Origin of the sequence: Larkinella sp. (assembly GCF_965227735.1) — a bacterium.
Classification (GTDB): domain Bacteria; phylum Bacteroidota; class Bacteroidia; order Cytophagales; family Spirosomataceae; genus Larkinella.
This window is the reverse complement of the sequence record NZ_OZ245776.1, coordinates 4,653,829-4,673,022: the sequence shown is the minus strand read 5'-3', so window position 1 is coordinate 4,673,022 and position 19,194 is coordinate 4,653,829. Positions and strand designations below refer to the sequence as shown.

The window sequence follows — 19,194 nt, the reverse complement described above, 5'->3', positions numbered from 1 at the left end:
TTTCCAATCCATTTGATATGAAGCCAACACGATTAATCATTTTCTTCGTTTTTCTGCTGCTGGCGGGCTGTAAGCTCGACATCACCAACCCCAACGGCCCCACCGACGCGCAGGTACTGAGCACCCGCGACGGCATGATTACGCTCAGCATCGGGATGCGGCAGTTTTACTCAACTTCCGCGCTCGAATCGCTGCTGCTGGCTCCCGGCACCACCACCCGCGAAATCAAGGGCATTACGACCTTTACGAACATTCTGGAACTGGAAGCGGGCGGTACGGGCCTGCCCACGTTCAACGGGAACGTGCTGGGCCTCTGGCTGCGGATGTTGCGGGTGATGGGCATGGCCGAGGATCTGATCGCCAATGCGCCCACGGTTTTGGCCAACGAACCGGCTCTGCGCGCTGGCATTGTCGCCCACGCCAATCTGTTCAAGGCGATGGCCCTCGGCGGACTCGCCACGGCCTTTGAGCAAGTGCCGCTGCAAACCAACAAAACCGGGTCTGTGACGTTCTCCGACCGCAAAGCCGCCCTGACCGAAGCCATCCGGCTGCTGGACGAAGCCGCTTCGCTCGTGGCAACCAACCCGCCAACGGCGACGTTCACCACGCAGGTGACAGGTGCCGATTTCGATCTGGTCAACACAATCCAGGCCTACCGGGCGCGGTATAATCTGGCGGCAGGCAATTACCCGGCGGCACTGGCCGCGGCCAATGCGGTGAATCTGACGGCTCGTTCGCAGTTTGTGTACAATACGCAAAGCCCGAATCCGATTTACCAGCAGGTGCAGATTTCGGCGAACTACGCGCCCCGGGCTACATTGGGCTTACCGGCCACGCTGCTCGAAGCGGGCGACGGTCGGCTGGCGTTCTATTTGTCAACGCCCGATAAAACCGTCAATGGCGAAGCGCTGAAAACACTCAAAGGCTTTTTTGACGCCATCGACCGGCCCATTCCGGTGTATATGCCGGACGAGGTGCGGCTGATTCGGGCAGAGGCCCTGGTGCGCAGCAATGGCGACCTGACGGCGGCCGTGGCCGACATCAACGCCGTTCGGACGCAGCGAACCGGAGATCCGTTCGGGGTGTATCCCGGACTGGCCGCTTACGCCGGAGCCATTACCGCCGATGCGTTGTTGACGGAGATTTACAAGCAACGCGGAACCGAACTGTTCCTGACCGGGCTGCGACTCGAAGACAGCCGCCGGTTCGGACGCCCGGCCCCGCCGACCAGCCTGACGGAACGGAACCGGAATTTCTACCCCTATCCCGACCAGGAGCGGTTAACGAATCCCAACACCCCGGCTGATCCGGCGATTTGATGCGAAGCGGTTTTACTCCTGCCGGTATTAAGATTAACGCGAACTATGGGATTTATTAATTGATTATGAGCTAATTAAGTGCCATAGGCACGACATGTTTGTAGCAAAACGGATCACCCGGTTCCTCAGGCGTGCCCTTGGGTACGCAACAAGTGCATCAGATTACGTACCCAAAGGTACGCCGGAGGAACCGGGTGATCCGTTTTGCTACAAACATCAGTCCGCTACGCGGCCAACAATCCCATAGTTCGCGTTAAGTTTAAATACCGGCAGGAATAACCGATTGATCATTTCGTAGATTACCAGCCCAAACCGATGACGGCATTGACGCGGAGAGCAAGGCTGGGCTGATACGTATTTTTATAAAAGTCCCCGAGTGCACGACCCGGCCCGTAAAGATGTTTTTTCTCCCGTTTTGGAACAGTAACTTCTGGCCCAACATTGAGGTCGACAAAACCCCGTCGCCCGATCCGGCGTTGAAATCCCCACATAGCTGAAAGCAGTGGTGCACCATACGCCCCCCCTATATCATAATTATTCGTCCCTTCGGATGATCCAGTTTTTGTATCATAGCGGTGCTCGATGACTCGAACCGAAAGCGCCCGAGTATATTGAATACCAATGTAGTTTCCCGAGAAATTATTGGCCGCTTTTCCTTCCCGAATGCGTTTTGCCATATCGTAATAAAACCGAGTTCCTACTTTGGCATAAACAAATCCTCTGAACATTCTATCGGTATCAATATAAGTTCCATTATTATAATAAGGCACCGCAAATTGATCATACTTATTGTACCGAAGCATAAAATCAAACCCAGCCATCACCGAAAAAGAAGGCGTCAATTTCCGTTCCACCGAAACATCCGCATTCAGTCCAATCCGAAAGGAAGGTCTTCCCGTAAAATCCCGATCCCCGGCGTTAGGCCAGAATCCCAGTTTGAACAGCGTTTTTTCTTCCACATTGGCCCGTGTGATGTAGCGATAAAACCGCTTGAGTTCGCTGGTGGTAATGGTGCTGTCTTCCTGGGAATAGGTGGTTTGCTGGGCGTGGAGCGGTGCGAAACCGGTCAGTAAAAAGAGAATGGTAGTGGATATAGTTTTCATAAGAATCATATTCCAGTAAGGTGTTGACAATTACCAGCCTATACCAATCAACGCATTGAATTGAAAAGAGAACGTGGTGTATTTTCCGATATTCACGGGTGAGGAACTGTCGCTGATAAAAGTAATTCTGGGACCAGCACTCACGTCCACATACCCCAATCGCCATAACCGTCGCTGTAAACCCCAATTGAGTTCGAAGGATGGCTGATCTAATCTGAAGAAAGGAGTTGTATGTTTAGAGGTGGTAGGCGCTCCTGTTTGAGAATCGTAGTCGTGACGAGTAAATTGATAAAGAACCGGGCGACTAATCTGTAATCCGACATAGTTTCCTGAAAAATTGTTAGCCGTTTTTCCCTCACGAATACGCCTGGCCATTGCGTAATAGTAACGAGTGCCAAAGCGAGCTTTTACGTTATGGCTGATAGACCGAAAGATCAGTTTTGAACCCGATTGAGGAGAGGTTGCACGCCTTTTGATTGAATTATAGAGAGGAACATAATCTATCCCAACCAGGATGGAAAACGAGGGATGTATTTTATGCTCTACGGCCATTTCTAAATTAAGACCGAAATGCGAGTTTATATCATCGCTCGAAAAAGGCGAGAAAGAATTCGGTCGAATCCCAATCTTCAGCAAAGTTCTCTCCTCTATATTGGCCCGCGTGATGTAGCGGTAAAACCGCTTGAGTTCGCTGGTGGTAATGGTGCTGTCTTCCTGGGAATAGGTGGTTTGCTGAGCAAAAACGGAAGAAATCGTTAGCAACACCAGACCAATTATGGTAGCGGTTTTCATATATTTCATATTAAAAAAGCTTATTACCATCCCAAGCCCAGATTAAAATTGATTTTAATGGGCGTTACAAAATCAGGCACTCTCTGTTGGGTTAATACCGGTAAAGCGGCAAAAGAAAGGTTAAAATCCATGTACCCCTTTGAACCAAGTCGTCGCTGAATTCCCCATTGCAGGGAGACCGCACTCAGCATAGCGAATTGGCGGTTTACATTTTTTTCAGACAGAATAGTTGTCTGGTTACCACTGGTTGAAGTCGAATAATACCGTCCGGTTCCGTAGAGAATGTTTTCAAGCTGAATACTGACGTAATCATTTGAAAAGTTGTTAGCACTCAGTCCCTTCCGCATTCGCTTTTTGATCGAATAATAATACCGCCCCGCAATGGGCATTTCCAGGACCTTCGTATTGATAATTGTGCCGGTGCGGTAATACCGTCCAATTACAACTCCCTGCACGGAAAAAGCGGGCGATATTTTTTGTTCCACGCCAATACCAACGCCATACCTGTACGTTGCATAATATCTTCCTACCAATGGAAGGGGAACAACGGCTCCGGCTTTGATCAGCGTTTTTTCCTCCACCGTGGCGCGGGTAACATACCGAAACGTTTCGCGGATGTTCCGGTGGGCAGTGTCCACGTGTTCAACCGAATAGTCTACCCGTACGGAATCACGCCCCTGAGCTTGCGCACCATACGAACAGATCCATAAAAAACCGAAAAAGTACAGACGTTTCATACCGATTTCTTTGTGAATTAGGAATATCTCTTCGTTGCAAAAACCGTTTACTTCGCCAGCGTCACCCCGCCTACGCTTGGCTGAATGATCACCGGGCTGTATGAATTCGTTACGGAAATGGTGCCTTTACTGCCGCTGGATGCGTATCGAAAGCGTCGCTTGTTGGCACTCAGGTATCCGCTGTATAGTTCCGGTACCTGAACCGTTGCATACGTCGTTTCGATCTCATACTGAAAATCGTCCAGCCGTTTGGGATACAGAAAAACCTCGGTGCGGGCGGCCTGAACGGTCAGAGCCGTCAGGCTGGCGACGGGCTGAATGGAGAGTTTGCCATACCGGCTTTGAATGGTACCGTTTCCGCTCAGGTCACGGAGGGTGATTTCAGCTTTTTCGGCTTTGATGGTGAAAAAACCGCCCAACTCCGTGGCGTCAATGTCGCCATAATCGGAAACCACCGTGGTTTTTCCGTTCAGGTTGGAAATAGAGAGTTTACCAAATTCCACCTTCAAACTCGTGTCGCCGGCCAGATCGCTGAGGCTTACATCGCCGAACGTATTCTGGAGGCTTATGGTGCAGCGCGTCGGCACCCAGATTTCATAAACCGCCTTCAGATTGCCCTTGATCGCGCCCGCCCGCTGCGGAATCGTGAAGCGGTTGGAAAGGTCGATCACGTGGTTGCGGGTTTGAATGTCGTAGTTCAGGTACCCCAGTTCGCGTTCGGCCACTTCGCGCTCCAGGTGTTTGGCAATCAGTTTCAGCCGCACCAGAACCGTCGCTTTGCTCCAGCCTTTGATCGTAATGTCGGCTTTCTGGGCCGTCAGATTCACGCGCTGGCCGACGCTGTAGGCCAGTTCTTTTTCCACGGTTTTCGTCACCACCTGCAACCGGGTTTGCGCAACGGCAAAGACGGAAATGGTTACAAAAGCCAGTAGAAAAAGCAGCGTTTTCATATCGTTAAAATCCGGACGAGTTCTTTGGTCACCTCGGCGCGTTCGTTTTCAATTTTGATTTGCGCCTGTACCAGCGCCGGGTCGTTGCCAAACACCAGCAATTCCTGCTCGACGGCTTCTTTCCGACTGCTTAGGTCGTTCAGGTGCTGCTTCAATTCCTTCACCTCCGGTTTCTGACAGACAAGGGTTTGCTGCGCACACTGCTCGTTAATAAAGCGTTCAACTTTCTGGTCAACAGCCGATTGCAGCGGCTGCGACGCCACCGTCAATTCCGTTTCAACGGTTTCAGTCGCATACGCAATTGTGACTTTTTCGTCCGAAGCCGGTTGCAGCACCAGCCAGATTCCCATCACCACCGCAGCGACGGCGGCTGCGGCTGTCCAACGCAACACAGGCTTCCAGAGCGGCCGAACGACCGGTTTTTCCAGTTTTCCGGCAATGTGTTCCCAGGCGTCAGCTTTCGGCTCAAAAACCGGCAAGTCGTCCAGCGCCCGGTCGATGGTTTCATCCGCCCGCAAATCCGCGTCGATCCGATCCCACAGATCGGGCCGGGGTTCGTGTTCGGGCAGTTGTTGCAGTGCTTTCTTCCAGTTCATGTCAACTGAATTCGGATAACTTTTTTCGTAATAATTTCCGGGCATAGCTGACCTGCGATTTGGAGGTACCTTCCGAAATGTTCAGCATCGCGGCAATTTCTTGGTGCTTATACCCTTCGACTTCGGCCAGCACAAAAACCGCCCTGGCGCCGTCTGGCAAGGATCGAATGGCCGCATCCAAATCCGCCCCGGTGATCGTGTCCGGCACCTCAACGGGCTGATCGTGACACTGTTCGTCGAGGGTTTCAAACCGCCATTCGAGTTGCTGCTTTCGCAGCGCCTGCCGAACCACAATCGTCTTGATCCAGGCTCCCAGCGTCGACTGGAACCGGAACGAGGCCAGATGCCGGAACACCTCCACAAACGCATCCTGCAAGGCATCGTTGGCGTGGTCAGAATCGTTCAAAATCCGCAGCGCCACCGAAAACATCGCCCGTTTATACCGCTCGAACAACAGCCGCTGCGCCATCCGCTGCTCCACAGGCCGATCCCGTCGCAGACAGAAGTCAACGAGTTCACTTTCCGATATATCGGGCGTCAGCGTCAAAGGAGCCAGGCTTGGGTTGAACATTCAACCTAAAGGGCAGAAAAGAAGGGGAAAGGTTGGAATGGGAGGGGGAAATAATATCGAATGTTGAATAGCGAACACTGAATAATGAACACTAAATAACGAATATTGAATAATGAACACTGAATAACAAACACTGAATAACGAAGTAGGTGCCAGGCGAAGTTGCTTCGTTATTCGGTGTTCGTTATTCAATATTCGTTATTTAGTTTACACTTTTTACATCTCTATCCGAATCACCTGCCCTTTTTCACTTTCTGTCACTACCAGCCCCAGTCGCCCGGTGGGATCGAAGGCGCAGTTGGTGGGATTGGGGCCGGGGAGCGGGAGCGTATCCACGAAAGCGCCGGTGGGCTTGTATATTTTCAGGCAGCTACCGCCGTAAATGGCCGCGTAGAGCAGATTATCCGGCCCCAGTGTCAATCCGTCGGGGCCAAAACCGTCGGGTCCGGTCTCGGCCCAAACCGTCGGATTGATCCAGTTCAGACCGACGGCATCCCAGCGGCCGGCCCAGATGCGCTGGCGGTGGGTTTCGGCCACGAGCAAGGTTCGGCCATTTGGCAAAAAGGCCAAACCATTGGGGTAGAAGAGGTGATCGGAGATTTTTTTCACCTCGCCCACGGGCGAACACACGCAGACAGAACCCGGTTCGTCGTCGTCGGGCGAACCGGGACAGGTGAAAAGCAAGTTGCCTTCCGGGTCGAAAATCAGGTCATTGGGCCAGTTGAGCGGTTCTTCATCAATCTGATCGACAATCGTTTCGGGTTCCTGACCGGGGTAATTGATGCACCGGATGGCGTGCAGCCCCGAATCGCAAAACCACAGCCGGTCGCGGTCGTCGATATACAGGCCGTTCGGGCGGCTCCCAATGCCTACGTGAACCCGACCACTCGTTCCATCCGGTTTGAGCCAGAACAGGCTGGCTCCCTCCTGTTCGACGCACCAGAGCGTTCCGTCGGAGGTGAAAGCCGGACCTTCCGGAAATTGCAGGCCGGTAGCAATAACATCCCTGTTTTTCATAGTAGGAGCCGTGTTGATGAAATGGTGTAGGAGCTAAACACGAAAACCGCTCATCTGGTTAGAGGTCAAGCAGTCGGCGACCCGATCCTTTACCGATACGTTTACAGTAAAATACCCGACAGCAAAATTTTCAGTAACCACAAAAGTGCTTCATGATCTGACTATTCTATCGTTAGACAGCTATCTTACTGAGTAAGATATGGCAAAATCAGTCCAATAAAGTTGACTGATCCTCTACATGATTTTTGCCGGTGCTACTATTATTCAATCCGTAAACTGATCCTGTATACAACTCAAAATTTATATAAATAACCAAAGAATATTGGCTACTATAATTTTGTCTGAAAATAATTATGAATCAATCTAGATTATTTCTAAAAAAAACATGATTATTTTAACATAAATGCAATAATATATAAATAATAACAATAAAATATTGAACTATAACAATACAAATAATGGATTAAATCAAAGAGATTCTAATATTTATGTCTAATTATTAGTGCATAGAGAAGGATTTATGCTTAGCTATATCTCCTATCGCTAAGCATAAATCCTGAACCAATATATACTTATTGAAGTGCTATAATAAGCCTAACCCCATCCCATCGTATGCTCGAATTAATTCCACCGTTTTTCTGGAATGAAAAAGATATTAAAATCTTTGACGAATTCACTCAACAGCATGATGTAATCCTGCTCCATGCAATCCATGCCCGCAATCGATTGGCAAAAAAAGTACGGGATCGTCCGTATGACACTGGTCAAAAATCTGGCCCGGCAAGCACATACCCTTTTCAAACCCGCTGCAAACTTCAATGGATTATGGAAACAACCATTTGCGCCTATTTACTGTCTCCTGTGTGGGGTTATCAACAAATCAGTTTCACACGACCGGATCTGGGATCAGCGCTGGAAGTGCTTAATCAGTATGTCCGGGGAGGGGCTTTGCTGTTATCGGCCTCTCTATCCGACCCCGTCAGTTGTATTCACTTACCGGTCGAAGCATTTGACGGATCGCCCATTCGCTGCCATCTGTGGCAATTGGAGCAGGAATGGCAGCAATTGATAAACGTATAATGTACACCGTTCAATAGCCACCACTTATTTATCTTTTTAGCTCTTCTGATTCTCTGTCTAAAAACACCGTAAAAAGCCGAAAAGGCATTTACGTTTCATCCCATTTGATCAAACCGTATTGAGTGAAAAAGACGGCCTGGTTCAGGGCCAAAGCACGGATTTATCAAACTATTCAATGAATTATTTTTAGACTGTAGTTTCTATGTATATCAATAAAGAAGATCTTCAGCAACTCCGTCAAATCGTGCGCGTTGGCACCGAAAAACCCTTTGAAAAGCGATGCCAATGTGTTCTTTATCATTATTATGGGATGAATGTTTCGGAGCTTTCCAAGATTTTTAACGTAGATCAGCGGAGTATTTATAACTGGTTAAACCGGTGGAAAAAAAGGGGAATGGCCGGATTGTATGACAAGACGGGGCGGGGATTAAAGCCCAAATTAAACCCGGCCAATCCCCGCCATGTAGAAGCCGTTCAGAAAGCCCTGTCCAAATACCCTCACGATTCGCGACAGGCTTTGGCAGAACTCAACCGGCAACTTCCGCAACCCGTCAGTCAGAGTACCTTTCTGCGTTTTAAGAATAGAAAATGGGTATCGACAGGTGCAAAAAAAGAATAAAACCGCCTTCGTACGGATCGGTTCTACCAGGGAAATCTGCCAGATCGATCTTCATTATAAACTCGCCACCGGTTTTTTCCGGAAATTTTTGATTCGGTGAAACGTCAGGAAGTTGGCATCGTGGTTGTTGTGTGCCCCGCCCAAACCGTCGTCGTAGGCCGTCCGGGATAACAAAATGATATTTTTCCCTTCAAACAGCCAGTCGACGTACTGAAAACCGTGTTTGGCAACGTCGGAATGCTGCAACACGACTTGTCGCAATTCCCAGGTCTTCAAGTCTTTCGAGCTGCACAATGCCTGCGTATTCCGCAAACTGGCCGGATTTTTTCCGGCATTGGCCTGCCTGAACTCCTGCGGAATGTAATTCGTCAGTGTCCAGTAGAGTTTTGATTTCGGATCGTAGCGAATCGTGAACTTCTTGCTGCCGCCGGGGAACGGCACAAAACCGGTGGTCACATCGAAGCTGGCGGTTTTGCCATCCGGGCTGATGCGGACAAAAGCGGCCTTTTCGTCGAGCGAGGCTTTGTGATCGACACGCAGAATATCCAGCATTTCACCATCCGGACTCAAAACTGCATTGCCTTCGATCCAGCCGCCGAAACCGTTGTTCAGATACGTCGAATCATACCGCAGCACGTTGCTGCTGGTCCAGTTGGCGGCTTTCATCGGGTCGGCCTCCAGCGGCATCGACAGCATGAAAGCACCGTAGCGTTTGCCCCACTTTTTGATCGGCCCCATGGCGTCTTCCATCGCCCGCCAGAGCCGCCCGTCGTGCTCGATAAACGGCACCGGGGCGCAGTGGTATTCACCCGCCAGCAACAGGCCGTTGTCGCCGTCGGTCGGGTTGGTCCAGGTCACGCCGTTGTCGCCGGATTTCCGGATGATGGTGTTGCCGTGGTGTTTGTCGGTGCCAAAGAAATACAAACCGTTGCGGTGAACGTAGAGTTTCGACCAGAACTGCCCGTTGATTTCCGCGATCTGCGTCCAGGTTTTGCCCTTGTCGGTCGAGCGGTAAATGCGCGAATTGGGTTTCACGAACTCGTTGGATTGCGGACCAAATAGGTCGTGGGACGCCAGATAATCGCCGTTGGGCAACACGCACAGGCTGGGCGAACCGATGTATAGCCCGGAAGAAGCGGGACTATGGGCAACAATCGCTCCCGGCACCCGGGAGAAGTCGGGCGTTTGCCCAACTCCGTTCCCGGGCCACGAAAGGAAAAGAATAGCGTATAAAAGGAGGGGTTTGATCCTGCTGGTAGTCATATGACAGGAAGAAAAAACCGCCTGTTATTTACTCAACAATTGGGTGGTTTTCGGAATGTCGCGCATCCCGTCCCAAACCTGGTGGTCCAGATTAATGATCATGCCCCGTTTGACCAGCGCGTCCTGCAAGTTTTTGACGTTAATTTTCTGAACCGGAAGCCCCTGTTTACCGGCCATTACGGCCGCCAGACCCGCGCTTTCGCCGAGTTGCATCCAGGTACATTCCAGCCGGATGGAACAAAACCCGACGTGTGAAGTCGAGGCACAAACCGGCACCAGCAGATTCGTACATTGCTCTTCTTTGGGCGTAATGATCCGGTACGAAATCTGGTACGGTTTTGCAATCGGTTCCCAAATCCGGCCTTCGTTGACAAACTGGGTTTTCGATATGGCGACCCGCTGAACGTGGTGACTATCAATCCAGTGTGACCCCAAACAAATCACATCCGGTTTTGTGCGATCCACCAGAATATCCTTCTGGGTATGGACAAAAGCGCCCACCATCCGCCGGGCTTCCCGCACGTAGAGGTAATACGGAAAATTGACGTTGTCGGTAAATTCGTCAGCCGCCAAACCGTATTCGTTCGTTTCGGCGCGGAGTTTTGCAGGAACCGCCGGGTCGTTGGCCAGGTAATACATCAGGCCCATCGTCCAGTCTTTGTGATCCTGATAAATCACTTTTCGCTGGGCATAATCGCCATCCGGATAGTCGACATTTCCGCCAAAGTGACCCAGCGAAATGACGGATTTCTGTTTGTTATTGGTCTCAAACGTTCCGCTCCAGCTCCGCCATTTATACAGGTCGATAATGTCTTCCAATTTGGTTTCAGGCTTGTTTTTGAGTAAGCGTGTCAGCAAAATATAGCGATCAGGCCTGTAATTGACCGGTTTGGCGAAGGGCGTCCGATCCGGCTTTTTCGTAAAATTTAGCCGGAAATTATAGTTGATCACCCGTTTGTCGGCCTGACCTTCCGTCAGCGTACTGCGTTCGACAAAACCGGGCAGCAACTTGCCGTTGTCGTCATACGGCGACGCGTCGATCGGTTCGTCGATAAACCGCACCCCGGCCAGCGACTCGCCATACTGATCCTTGCTTTCGCGCCCATAGGTGTAGGACACTCCGGATTTTGCCATCAAGTCTCCTTCGTACGAAGCATCAATGAACGCTTTTCCGGCCACGGTCCGGCCATCGTCCAATTTGATCGACTGAATCGCCGGGCCATTTTTGGTCACTTCCGACACAAACCGCTCGTACCAGACTTCCACCTTCGCTTCCTTCAGCATGTCCAGATACGTTTTTTCGGCTTGTTTCGATTCGAAAAAGGCCACCGGGCGGTTTTCACCGTAAATTTTGCTCGTTGGCCGAAACGGCGATGGATATTCTTCCGGTTTCGGCAGGGTTTTCAGGTAATACCGGCCCAACCGCTGGTAGAATTCCAATGCCAGCCCCGAGAACGTTTCTTCAATCATGTGCTCGGTTTCGGCGGTTCCAATTCCGCTCGTACTCAGTCCGCCCACGTGTTTAGTCTGCTCGATCAGCAACACCTTTGCCCCTTCCCGGGCTGCGGAAACGGCCGCGATGATGCCGCCGGGTGTACCGCCATAAACCACCACGTCATACGGCGCATCCGAAGCGTTCTGGCATTGGCTTAAAAAAGGAGCGATTAGTACAAAAAGAAGCGCTAAGTACCTCATAGACAATTGCTTTATCATTCTATTAAGTAGTAAATCGGTTTGAAATACAGTGTTTAGAAATCTATAAGTTCAGAGACCTTCCTACACCTGTCAGGTTTTAAAACCTGACAGGTGTAGGAAGGTCTCTGAACTTATTTCCGTTTGCCTTTCGGCTTGTTAATCGAAGTCGGTGCTGGTGTTTCCATTTTGGGTTTCGGGTTCAAAATCTGATCGACATAGTTCACGGCCGAGGCCCGGGTCAGGCTCTCCGGCGCAGGAGGCAGCGCGTTTGAAGCTGATGCCACCAGCTCGCCCGACGGCAAAACCGTCGGGTTTCCGGCTTTCAGCACCTGAATCAATTGCTGGAACTCCGTCGCCGAAATGGGCGCGTTGGGCCGGAATGCACCGAAGTTGCTGCGCTGACCAAATCCCATGTGTTTCTGCGCATTATACCCACCCGCCTGGGGCCAGCGCGGTTCGACGCCCAACACCTTGAGCGCCCCCCGATCGAACAACGTCTCCACATCGCGAAAAGCCGGGTGACTGAACGGTACATCGGTAAAATGGGAATTACTCACACTGGGCCAGAGTTGGAGCGCGCGGGTTAGCAGGGCGGCCGCTTCGGCGCGGGTTAGCAGGGAATCGGGGCGAAAATCGCGGGTGTCGCTCCCCGAAATCCAACCTTTCAGACTCGCTTTCTGAATGACGTCGAAATGCGGATGATCGCTCTGCACATCCCAGTAGAACACCAGCTTGCATTTCTGTTTCAGCAATTCTTCCTGAATATGTGTCACATTAACCTGACGTACCGGAACACCCGTTCGCGCACTGATGCTGGCAGCCACCCCGGCAGCCTGACCCAAAACCACCCAGGTGGGGTCCATCCGAATGGACGAGAAAGCCACGTGCGTCGCCGAAAGGGCCACCGGAACCAGCAAACCGTCGATGTTTTTGGGAACGATGGAACCGTACGGAACCTGAAAAGCCGTCATGGCATTGGCCAGAAAGAAATCACCTTCGCCTTTGTCCGGTCTCGAAACATCGGTTTTGGGATGTACCGGTTTGGAATCCATCGGGTAATGACCAATCGCGATGCTCGTGGGCTGAAACGGCGGAACAAAGGAATTGCCGAGAATAAACGGGTTGATGTCGGCTTCGGTCATCGTGACCTCGCCTTCGATGCGCCGGGCTTCCCGGATAAAAACCCGGTAAGGAACATTGCCGTTGTCCCTGAATTCATCGGGGGCCAGCCCGAGGTGTTTTTCGCCACGCACGGTTTGCAGGTAATACAGAAATCCCAATGCGTGATTTTTATACACTTCGTACAGCCGCTGGCGTTCCGTCCGGTTGGCGTCCGGCCAGGGCCAGTTGGCTTCCTGAAGCTCGTTGCCAATCGGGTTGACGTTCATTTCCGACTTCTGCTTCGGCACCGACGGATTTTTGCCGCTTCCGTAATGCGAATGTTCATACTTGGCCGGATCGTAGCCCGGCGGGGGCGTGTTCAGTAAATGAGCGGTTCCCTCCTCCGGTTTGAAGAATTTGACGCAAAACCGCACGCCCGACGACACAATGCCCGCATCCTGACGGCCCGTGGTTCCCGGCAGTATTTCGCCCGAGTCGTTGAAGTAGTAAATCTCGCCCGCGTGCGGTTCCAGCGGAGAACGCGGTTCGCGGCCCACGCGGTAGGGAACGCCCGCCCAGGCGGCAATATCGGCTTCGTGCGTCGCGTCGATGATCGTTTTTCCGAGAAACGTAATGGGCTGCTTGTCGTCCGTATCGGTCGTCACGCCCGTCACCCGGTTTTGCTCTTTCAGAACGCCCGTGGCAAACCGGCGGTAGTAAATCTTTAAATTCGGATAGCTGGCGGCCATTTTTTTGAAGATTTCATCGGCCACGTGCGGCTCCCAGCGCCCACCGGCTGCGGCTTCGTTCGACTGCACCGCCCGCCCGTCGATGTGATTCGACTTTTTCCGGGCTTTGAAAAGTGGCGTTTCCATTTCGGCTTTATCGGCCAGATAATGAGCTTTCACCGCGTAACGAAACTCGTCAAAAACCCCGCTGAGCGATTCGTAAGAGAAGCAATCGGCGTTGGAAATCCCGTTGCTGATCATCCCGCCCAACACGGGTGTATCCTCAATCAGTACGACCGAAACGCCGGATCGGGCGGCACCGATGGCAGCCCCAATCCCGCCCGAACTACCGCCCACGACCACCACATCGTAGGATTCAACGGGTGGAGCTACGGTGGACGGGATGGTGCTGCTGGTCAGTACGATGATGACTCCGGTGAGGCTCAGAAACCCGAGCAGCCGGAATCTAATTTGCCGGTAAGAATATAGGGTTTTATTCATTTCAAGACGGAATAAAGGGTAAAACTGCGTTTATGGTCCTTCGCGAAGTGCGAAGAGTGCGAATTGCAAATTCGCGACAGAGAGAGTCCAGATTTCAACGGCGTCGGCCGCCCGGTCTGGACCAGCAATTCCTCAATACCCCGGATTTTGAACGAGGGCCGGATTGACGTCGATCTCGTTTTGTGGAATGGGATACAGCAAATGCTTTTCCTCGGCCTGAATACCGGATTTTCGGATTACGTCCAGGTACTTGCCGGTGCGGAGCAAATCCCACCGACGGTGGCCTTCGAAGCAAAGCTCCCAGCTCCGTTCCTGCAAAACCACGTCCCGAAACTGTTCTTTGGTCAGACCGGCCAGGTCCCGGGGGACAGCCGTTGCAACACCGTTCCGGGCGCGCGCCCGAACCTGGTTGATGGCGGCAAAAGCGTCGGCAGTCGGGCCGTTAAGTTCGTTCAGGGCTTCGGCATACATCAGCAGCACATCCGCATAGCGAATCACCATGAAGTTGTTGCGCGCCTGGCTATTGCCACAGGGCGTCCAATCCCAGTATTTATCGGCGAATGCGCCCGTCCGGGATTGCACCACGGTTCCGTTAGCGAGTTTCTTTTCACGAATAATGGTCACCTGCTTGCGGTAATCGCCCGGCAGATACGAGGCTTCGTGGGCGTCGGTTGCCTGATACGATCCGCCACCCAGATCGGTCGGATAGGTGAAATGGATCGAAAAGTTTTTGGCAAAGGCACTGCCGTAGATTTGCTGAACGCAACTGAACTGAACCGAGAAAATATGCTCGGGTCCGTTTTTGTTTTCGGGCAGAAAGATGTTTTTGTAATCCGGAAACAGCGTGTAGGCTTTCGAGTCTATCACTTCTTTGGCTTTGGCCGCGGCATTGGTCCAGTCTTTTCGGGTGAGATAGACTTTGGCCAGAATCGACTTCACGGCTCCGGACGTGGCCCGGCCAATTTCGCTCACGACGGTGTATTTAACCGGCACCACTTTTTCGGCATCCAGCAAATCCTGCGTAATCTGCTGGTAGATTTTATCGACCGGATCGCGCGGAATTTTGACATTGACCACATCATTGGAAACCGTCGTGACCAGCGGCACATCGCCGAAGGCCCGAACCAGGTCGAAATAGGCCAAAGCGCGCAGAAACTTGGCTTCGCCCACAATCTGATCGCGCAGCTTCGTGTCCATCGTAATACCCGGCACCTTGTCGATCACCCGGTTGGCCCGGTTGATCAGTTGGTAAACCGCTGTGTAAAAATTGTCGAAATTGGAGTTGGCGGAGGTATACCGGCACTGGTCGATTTCGATGCCTTCGGCACTGCCGCCGTCGGCCCGAATGAAGCATTCTTCACCACTGACATCGGACAACGTGATGATGTTCATGCCGTAATAATTGCCGCTGCGCAGGGCATGATAAACCCCGTTGATCGCGGCTGTTGCGTCTTTATCGGTATTGAACGAATTGGATTCTTCAAAAAAGCTCAGCGGCTTTTCTTCCAGGTTATTTTCGCAGCCGACCAACAGGAGCAAACTGAACGAAAGAAGGGATAAAAGTCTTGTTTTCATAGCTTTACGAACAGATTAAACCGTTTAGAAAGTGAGGTTTGCACCAACCGTGATGGTTCGCGCGGCCGGATACGCAAAGCGGTCGAAACCGTAGAGCGTGTTGCTGTTGCCGTCAGAATTGACTTCCGGATCGTAGCCGAGGTATTTCGTGAAGGTCAACAGATTCTGGCCGCTCACGTAAACTCTGGCCCGTTTGATGAAGGTGGGCAGCACGGGCAGTTGATACCCCAGCGAAACGTTTTTAAGCCGCAGGAACGAGCCGTCTTCAATGAAGTCCGAGGTGGTTCCTTTCGACCACTGGCGCATGGCCGGAATCCGGTTGGAGGGCCGGTCGGGACGCCACGAACCTTCAATCACGGTGCGAAGCTGATTCTGCGCCGGATCGGTCGATTCGATGGTTTGCCGGGTGGCGTTATACAACTTATTGCCGTAAACACCCTGGAAAAAGACCAGCAGGTCAAAACCTTTGAACGACAGGTTGTTGGTTAGACCGTAAATCAATTTGGGCAAACCGTTGCCTATGATGGCGCGGTCGGTACTCTCGTTGAAAACTCCATCGCCGTTTACGTCTTTGAAACGGGGCGCACCGGGTAAATCACTGGTTCTGGCCCGAAGTCCGGCCTGTTTGATCTCCTCGGCATTCTGCCAGATTCCGTCGAACACTGTAGTGTAAAATGACCCAATGGACTCGCCGACTTTTACAATGGTGGCCCCGGAAAAAAACTGTTCGGCATCGGCCAGTTTCAACACTTTGTTGCGGTTAAAGGCCACATTGCCGCTGGTGGTCCACTGCAATTTCCCATCAATGTTGATGGTGTTGATCGCCAGTTCGAAGCCCCGGTTTTCGAGACTTCCCACGTTCCGCGTAACCGTCGTAAAACCGGTCGTTGCCGGCAGTTCAACGCTCAGCAACAGATCAGTGGTAGTTTTGATGTAATAATCGGCCGTCAACTGCAAGCGGTTATTGAGCAGACTGACATCGAATCCGGCGTCAAACTGGGCGGTTTTCTCCCAGCGCAAATCCGGGTTGGCAATCCGGTCGGCCCGCGTCATTAGCACTTCCGTGTTGTTGAGAACCGTGCGTTCGGTCGCATACTGCGAGAGGGAATTGTATAACCCGATGCCGTCGTTGCCCGTAATGCCATAACTCAGCCGGAACTTCAGGTCAGAAAACGCCTTCACATCTTTCAGGAATGGCTCGTCCGAAACCCGCCAGGCAAACGCTCCCGACGGAAAGAAACCGTATTTGTGATTGGCTCCAAACCGTGAGGAACCATCTACCCGACCCGTAAACGTCAGCAGGTATCGGTCTTTAAACCGGTAGTTGGCGCGCGCCAGGTACGAGTTCAGTCCCCAGCGGCTAGCCGATCCAACAGGCGGACGCGGGTTATTGGCTAACCCCAGGTTGTTGGCACCCAGTGCATAATTCGGAAAATCCTGCGCTTCCTGGTAGGTACTAACACCCTTAGCCGACTGGAAAGTTAACCCGGCCAGCAAGTCGAAGCTGTGCAACGCATTGATCGTGCGGTTATACGATAACGTATTCTCGTTCAGCAGGTTGGTATTGGTGCTGGTAGCGTTGCTTCCGTAGCCATTCAGCGTGTTCGCCATCACGGTTTGGGGTGAATAAAAGACATCCCGCCGGGCATTCAGAATGTCGGCCCCAACGCTGACGCGGGCGGTCAGGCCCGGTGCCAGGAGCAGTTCGCCGAACAGGTTGCCCAGCACGCGGTCGCTGGTCAGCAGATTGGTCGAAGTTTTCGCCAGCGCCACCGGATTCGGGTACGCACTAAAACCGGAGCTTGGTCCCACGTTCAGCAACTGGTAATTGCCAGTCGCGTCGAAAATGGGATTCGCCGGTGAAAACACGAGCGCGGCCCCCACCGGTGCGTTGGTCCCCTGTTCGTTGATGGCGTTGGTCAGGCTCCGGCTGATGGTAAAGGTGGAACCAATTTTCAGCCGGGAACTGATGCGGGCATCCAGGTTGATCCGGGACGAATACCGCTTGAAATCGGAGTTGATCACAATACCGTCCTGGCCAAAATAGTTGCCATTGACAAAGTAGCGCAGCTTGTCATTTCCACCCGAAAACGAAAGCTGGTAGTTCTGCACCGCAGCCGGGCGGTAGATTTCTTTCTGCCAGTTGGTGCCGACGCCGTATTCGGCCGGTTTTTTCGGGTACTGTGTCGTATAGCCGTAGCGTTCGGCAAAGCCCAGGTTTCGCAACTGCTCATTTTTCAGTTCCGTATGTTCTGCCGCCGTTCCCATGTCCATCATTTTCGTGATTTGCTGAACGCCGTAATACGCTTCGAAGTCGATCTTCGATTGCCCTTCTTTTCCGCGTCGCGTCGTAATCAGCACCACGCCATTCGCGCCCCGCGAACCGTAAATGGCCGTGGCCGAAGCGTCTTTCAGGATTTCGATGGATTCAATATCGTTGGGGTTGATCGTCGCCAGCACGTTCTGGTTCGTTCCGGTATTACTCGGACCGCCGGGAAACGAAGTGGAACTCGAAACCGGAAAACCGTCGATGACATACAGCGGTTCGTTGTTGGCCGAAATTGAGTTTCCTCCGCGCACGCGGATGGTGACGCCCCCGCCCGGCGAGTTCGACGACTGGGTGACCTGCACCCCGGCAGCGCGGCCCTGCAACGCCTGATCGAGGGCCGAAATGGGCTGTGATTTTACTTCCGTCGTACTGATGGATGACACCGCTCCCGTCAAATCGCGTTTCTTCACGGCACCGTAGCCAACCACCACGACTTCGTTGAGTGATTTTTCGTCCGCTTCCAGCCGAACTGTCCATGTCGTTTGTGAACCGACCGTAATCTCCTGGTTTCGGTAACCCACAAAACTGAAGACCAGAACCGCCGAATTATCCGGCACCGCCAGCCGGAATTCGCCTTTGTTGTTGGTCGACGTGCCGCGCTGGGTTCCTTTCAGCAACACGCTGACGCCCGGAAGTCCTTCGCCTTTTTCGTCTGTAACCATGCCCGTAATCGGTATCTCAGCCAGTAGCATGGGCGCTTCCAGCGAAGTTTCTTCGGGCAAAACCGCGCTGGTCGGTTCTTTTTTCAGTACAATGTAGTTTCCCGAAACCTGGTAGGTGATGTTCAGCGGTTTCAGCAGGCGGTTCAGCACCACTTCCAGCCGGTCGTTTTCGGCCCGGAGTGTCACTTTATTGCCGACCGAAATGAGTTGCGGAACGTACGTAAATTTCACGTTCGCGGCTTTCTCCAACCGGTTCAGAATGGTCCGTAAGTCCTTGTTTTCCAATTGAACAGAGATCGATCGATTGAGCAGCTCCTGCGCCATTCCATTTCGGGCCAGGGTCAGCCCGGCAAAGACTACGGCCAGCACCAACTGTACGCAAGTAATCTTCATAATCTGGCAAAGAGTTGGGGAATAATCCCGCAGTTTTTTCATACTTTTAGCAGTGTTTTTGTTCGACAAAATCAGAAGTGGAGGCAAAAACAATCCCCGTCCCCGTTTTTCAGGGTAGTCGCAATACCGGTAAAGCAAGGGAGGGCACTGAGTCGCCGGGGTG

At 52.3% G+C, this 19,194-nt stretch carries 15 protein-coding genes; 3 read left to right on the top strand and 12 right to left on the bottom strand.

Features of this window, described 5'->3' with window-relative positions:
- The first annotated feature begins 17 nt into the window (after positions 1–17).
- Positions 18–1,319 (top strand): RagB/SusD family nutrient uptake outer membrane protein, encoded by a 1,302-nt coding sequence (locus tag ACO064_RS18325; protein WP_421828682.1) that lies wholly within the window; start codon positions 18–20, stop codon positions 1,317–1,319.
- A 299-nt stretch (positions 1,320–1,618) separates the two neighbouring features.
- Here the strand turns inward: ACO064_RS18325 and ACO064_RS18320 are convergent, their stop codons facing one another.
- The 7 genes from ACO064_RS18320 to ACO064_RS18290 all read right to left on the bottom strand — a co-directional run bounded on the left by ACO064_RS18320 (position 1,619) and on the right by ACO064_RS18290 (position 7,085).
- Complete coding sequence (locus ACO064_RS18320; protein WP_421828681.1) at positions 1,619–2,431, bottom strand: hypothetical protein; 813 nt, start codon at positions 2,429–2,431, stop codon at positions 1,619–1,621.
- A gap of 21 nt (positions 2,432–2,452) precedes the next feature.
- Entirely contained in the window at positions 2,453–3,214 is a 762-nt protein-coding gene (locus ACO064_RS18315) for a hypothetical protein (protein ID WP_421828680.1), read from the bottom strand.
- Between the two features lie 23 nt (positions 3,215–3,237).
- Entirely contained in the window at positions 3,238–3,951 is a 714-nt protein-coding gene (locus ACO064_RS18310) for a hypothetical protein (protein ID WP_421828679.1), read from the bottom strand.
- A gap of 47 nt (positions 3,952–3,998) precedes the next feature.
- A complete protein-coding gene (locus ACO064_RS18305; protein ID WP_421828678.1) occupies positions 3,999–4,901 on the bottom strand; it encodes a hypothetical protein in 903 nt (300 codons plus the stop codon).
- The gene (locus ACO064_RS18300) at positions 4,898–5,497 is read right to left on the bottom strand and encodes a hypothetical protein (RefSeq protein ID WP_421828677.1); all 600 of its coding nucleotides are present in this window, start codon (positions 5,495–5,497) and stop codon (positions 4,898–4,900) included. Before ACO064_RS18300 ends, ACO064_RS18305 begins: the two co-directional genes overlap by 4 nt.
- Position 5,498: 1 nt before the next feature.
- Positions 5,499–6,068 (bottom strand): RNA polymerase sigma factor, encoded by a 570-nt coding sequence (locus ACO064_RS18295; protein WP_421828676.1) that lies wholly within the window; start codon positions 6,066–6,068, stop codon positions 5,499–5,501.
- A 216-nt stretch (positions 6,069–6,284) separates the two neighbouring features.
- Positions 6,285–7,085, bottom strand: a complete 801-nt coding sequence (locus tag ACO064_RS18290; protein ID WP_421828675.1) for an SMP-30/gluconolactonase/LRE family protein — start codon at positions 7,083–7,085, stop codon at positions 6,285–6,287.
- A 612-nt stretch (positions 7,086–7,697) separates the two neighbouring features.
- Between ACO064_RS18290 and ACO064_RS18285 the strand changes: the two genes are divergently transcribed.
- On the top strand, positions 7,698–8,165 hold the full coding sequence (locus ACO064_RS18285) for a hypothetical protein (RefSeq protein WP_421828674.1): 468 nt from the start codon (positions 7,698–7,700) through the stop codon (positions 8,163–8,165).
- 202 nt (positions 8,166–8,367) lie between these two features.
- Positions 8,368–8,784 (top strand): helix-turn-helix domain-containing protein, encoded by a 417-nt coding sequence (locus ACO064_RS18280; RefSeq protein ID WP_421828673.1) that lies wholly within the window; start codon positions 8,368–8,370, stop codon positions 8,782–8,784.
- A gap of 54 nt (positions 8,785–8,838) precedes the next feature.
- On the opposite strand, the gene ACO064_RS18275 is transcribed toward ACO064_RS18280, so the two are convergent.
- From ACO064_RS18275 to ACO064_RS18255, 5 genes are all read right to left on the bottom strand, one after another.
- Positions 8,839–10,047, bottom strand: coding sequence for a sialidase family protein (locus tag ACO064_RS18275; protein WP_421828672.1), 1,209 nt, complete (start codon positions 10,045–10,047; stop codon positions 8,839–8,841).
- Between the two features lie 24 nt (positions 10,048–10,071).
- Positions 10,072–11,742, bottom strand: a complete 1,671-nt coding sequence (locus ACO064_RS18270; RefSeq protein WP_421828671.1) for an FAD-dependent oxidoreductase — start codon at positions 11,740–11,742, stop codon at positions 10,072–10,074.
- 131 nt (positions 11,743–11,873) lie between these two features.
- Complete coding sequence (locus ACO064_RS18265) at positions 11,874–14,072, bottom strand: FAD-dependent oxidoreductase (protein WP_421828670.1); 2,199 nt, start codon at positions 14,070–14,072, stop codon at positions 11,874–11,876.
- 132 nt (positions 14,073–14,204) lie between these two features.
- Positions 14,205–15,647, bottom strand: a complete 1,443-nt coding sequence (locus ACO064_RS18260; RefSeq protein ID WP_421828669.1) for a RagB/SusD family nutrient uptake outer membrane protein — start codon at positions 15,645–15,647, stop codon at positions 14,205–14,207.
- A 24-nt stretch (positions 15,648–15,671) separates the two neighbouring features.
- The gene (locus ACO064_RS18255) at positions 15,672–19,031 is read right to left on the bottom strand and encodes a TonB-dependent receptor (protein WP_421828668.1); all 3,360 of its coding nucleotides are present in this window, start codon (positions 19,029–19,031) and stop codon (positions 15,672–15,674) included.
- Positions 19,032–19,194: the final 163 nt, after the last annotated feature.

Bases quoted from the DNA above. Each gene is read 5' to 3' on its own strand.
- ACO064_RS18325 (WP_421828682.1), top strand. From the start codon at position 18: ATGAAGCCAACACGATTAATCATTTTCTTCGTTTTTCTGCTGCTGGCG.
- ACO064_RS18320 (WP_421828681.1), bottom strand. From the start codon at position 2,431: ATGATTCTTATGAAAACTATATCCACTACCATTCTCTTTTTACTGACC.
- ACO064_RS18315 (WP_421828680.1), bottom strand. From the start codon at position 3,214: ATGAAAACCGCTACCATAATTGGTCTGGTGTTGCTAACGATTTCTTCC.
- ACO064_RS18310 (WP_421828679.1), bottom strand. From the start codon at position 3,951: ATGAAACGTCTGTACTTTTTCGGTTTTTTATGGATCTGTTCGTATGGT.
- ACO064_RS18305 (WP_421828678.1), bottom strand. From the start codon at position 4,901: ATGAAAACGCTGCTTTTTCTACTGGCTTTTGTAACCATTTCCGTCTTT.
- ACO064_RS18300 (WP_421828677.1), bottom strand. From the start codon at position 5,497: ATGAACTGGAAGAAAGCACTGCAACAACTGCCCGAACACGAACCCCGG.
- ACO064_RS18295 (WP_421828676.1), bottom strand. From the start codon at position 6,068: ATGTTCAACCCAAGCCTGGCTCCTTTGACGCTGACGCCCGATATATCG.
- ACO064_RS18290 (WP_421828675.1), bottom strand. From the start codon at position 7,085: ATGAAAAACAGGGATGTTATTGCTACCGGCCTGCAATTTCCGGAAGGT.
- ACO064_RS18285 (WP_421828674.1), top strand. From the start codon at position 7,698: ATGCTCGAATTAATTCCACCGTTTTTCTGGAATGAAAAAGATATTAAA.
- ACO064_RS18280 (WP_421828673.1), top strand. From the start codon at position 8,368: ATGTATATCAATAAAGAAGATCTTCAGCAACTCCGTCAAATCGTGCGC.
- ACO064_RS18275 (WP_421828672.1), bottom strand. From the start codon at position 10,047: ATGACTACCAGCAGGATCAAACCCCTCCTTTTATACGCTATTCTTTTC.
- ACO064_RS18270 (WP_421828671.1), bottom strand. From the start codon at position 11,742: ATGAGGTACTTAGCGCTTCTTTTTGTACTAATCGCTCCTTTTTTAAGC.
- ACO064_RS18265 (WP_421828670.1), bottom strand. From the start codon at position 14,072: ATGAATAAAACCCTATATTCTTACCGGCAAATTAGATTCCGGCTGCTC.
- ACO064_RS18260 (WP_421828669.1), bottom strand. From the start codon at position 15,647: ATGAAAACAAGACTTTTATCCCTTCTTTCGTTCAGTTTGCTCCTGTTG.
- ACO064_RS18255 (WP_421828668.1), bottom strand. From the start codon at position 19,031: ATGAAGATTACTTGCGTACAGTTGGTGCTGGCCGTAGTCTTTGCCGGG.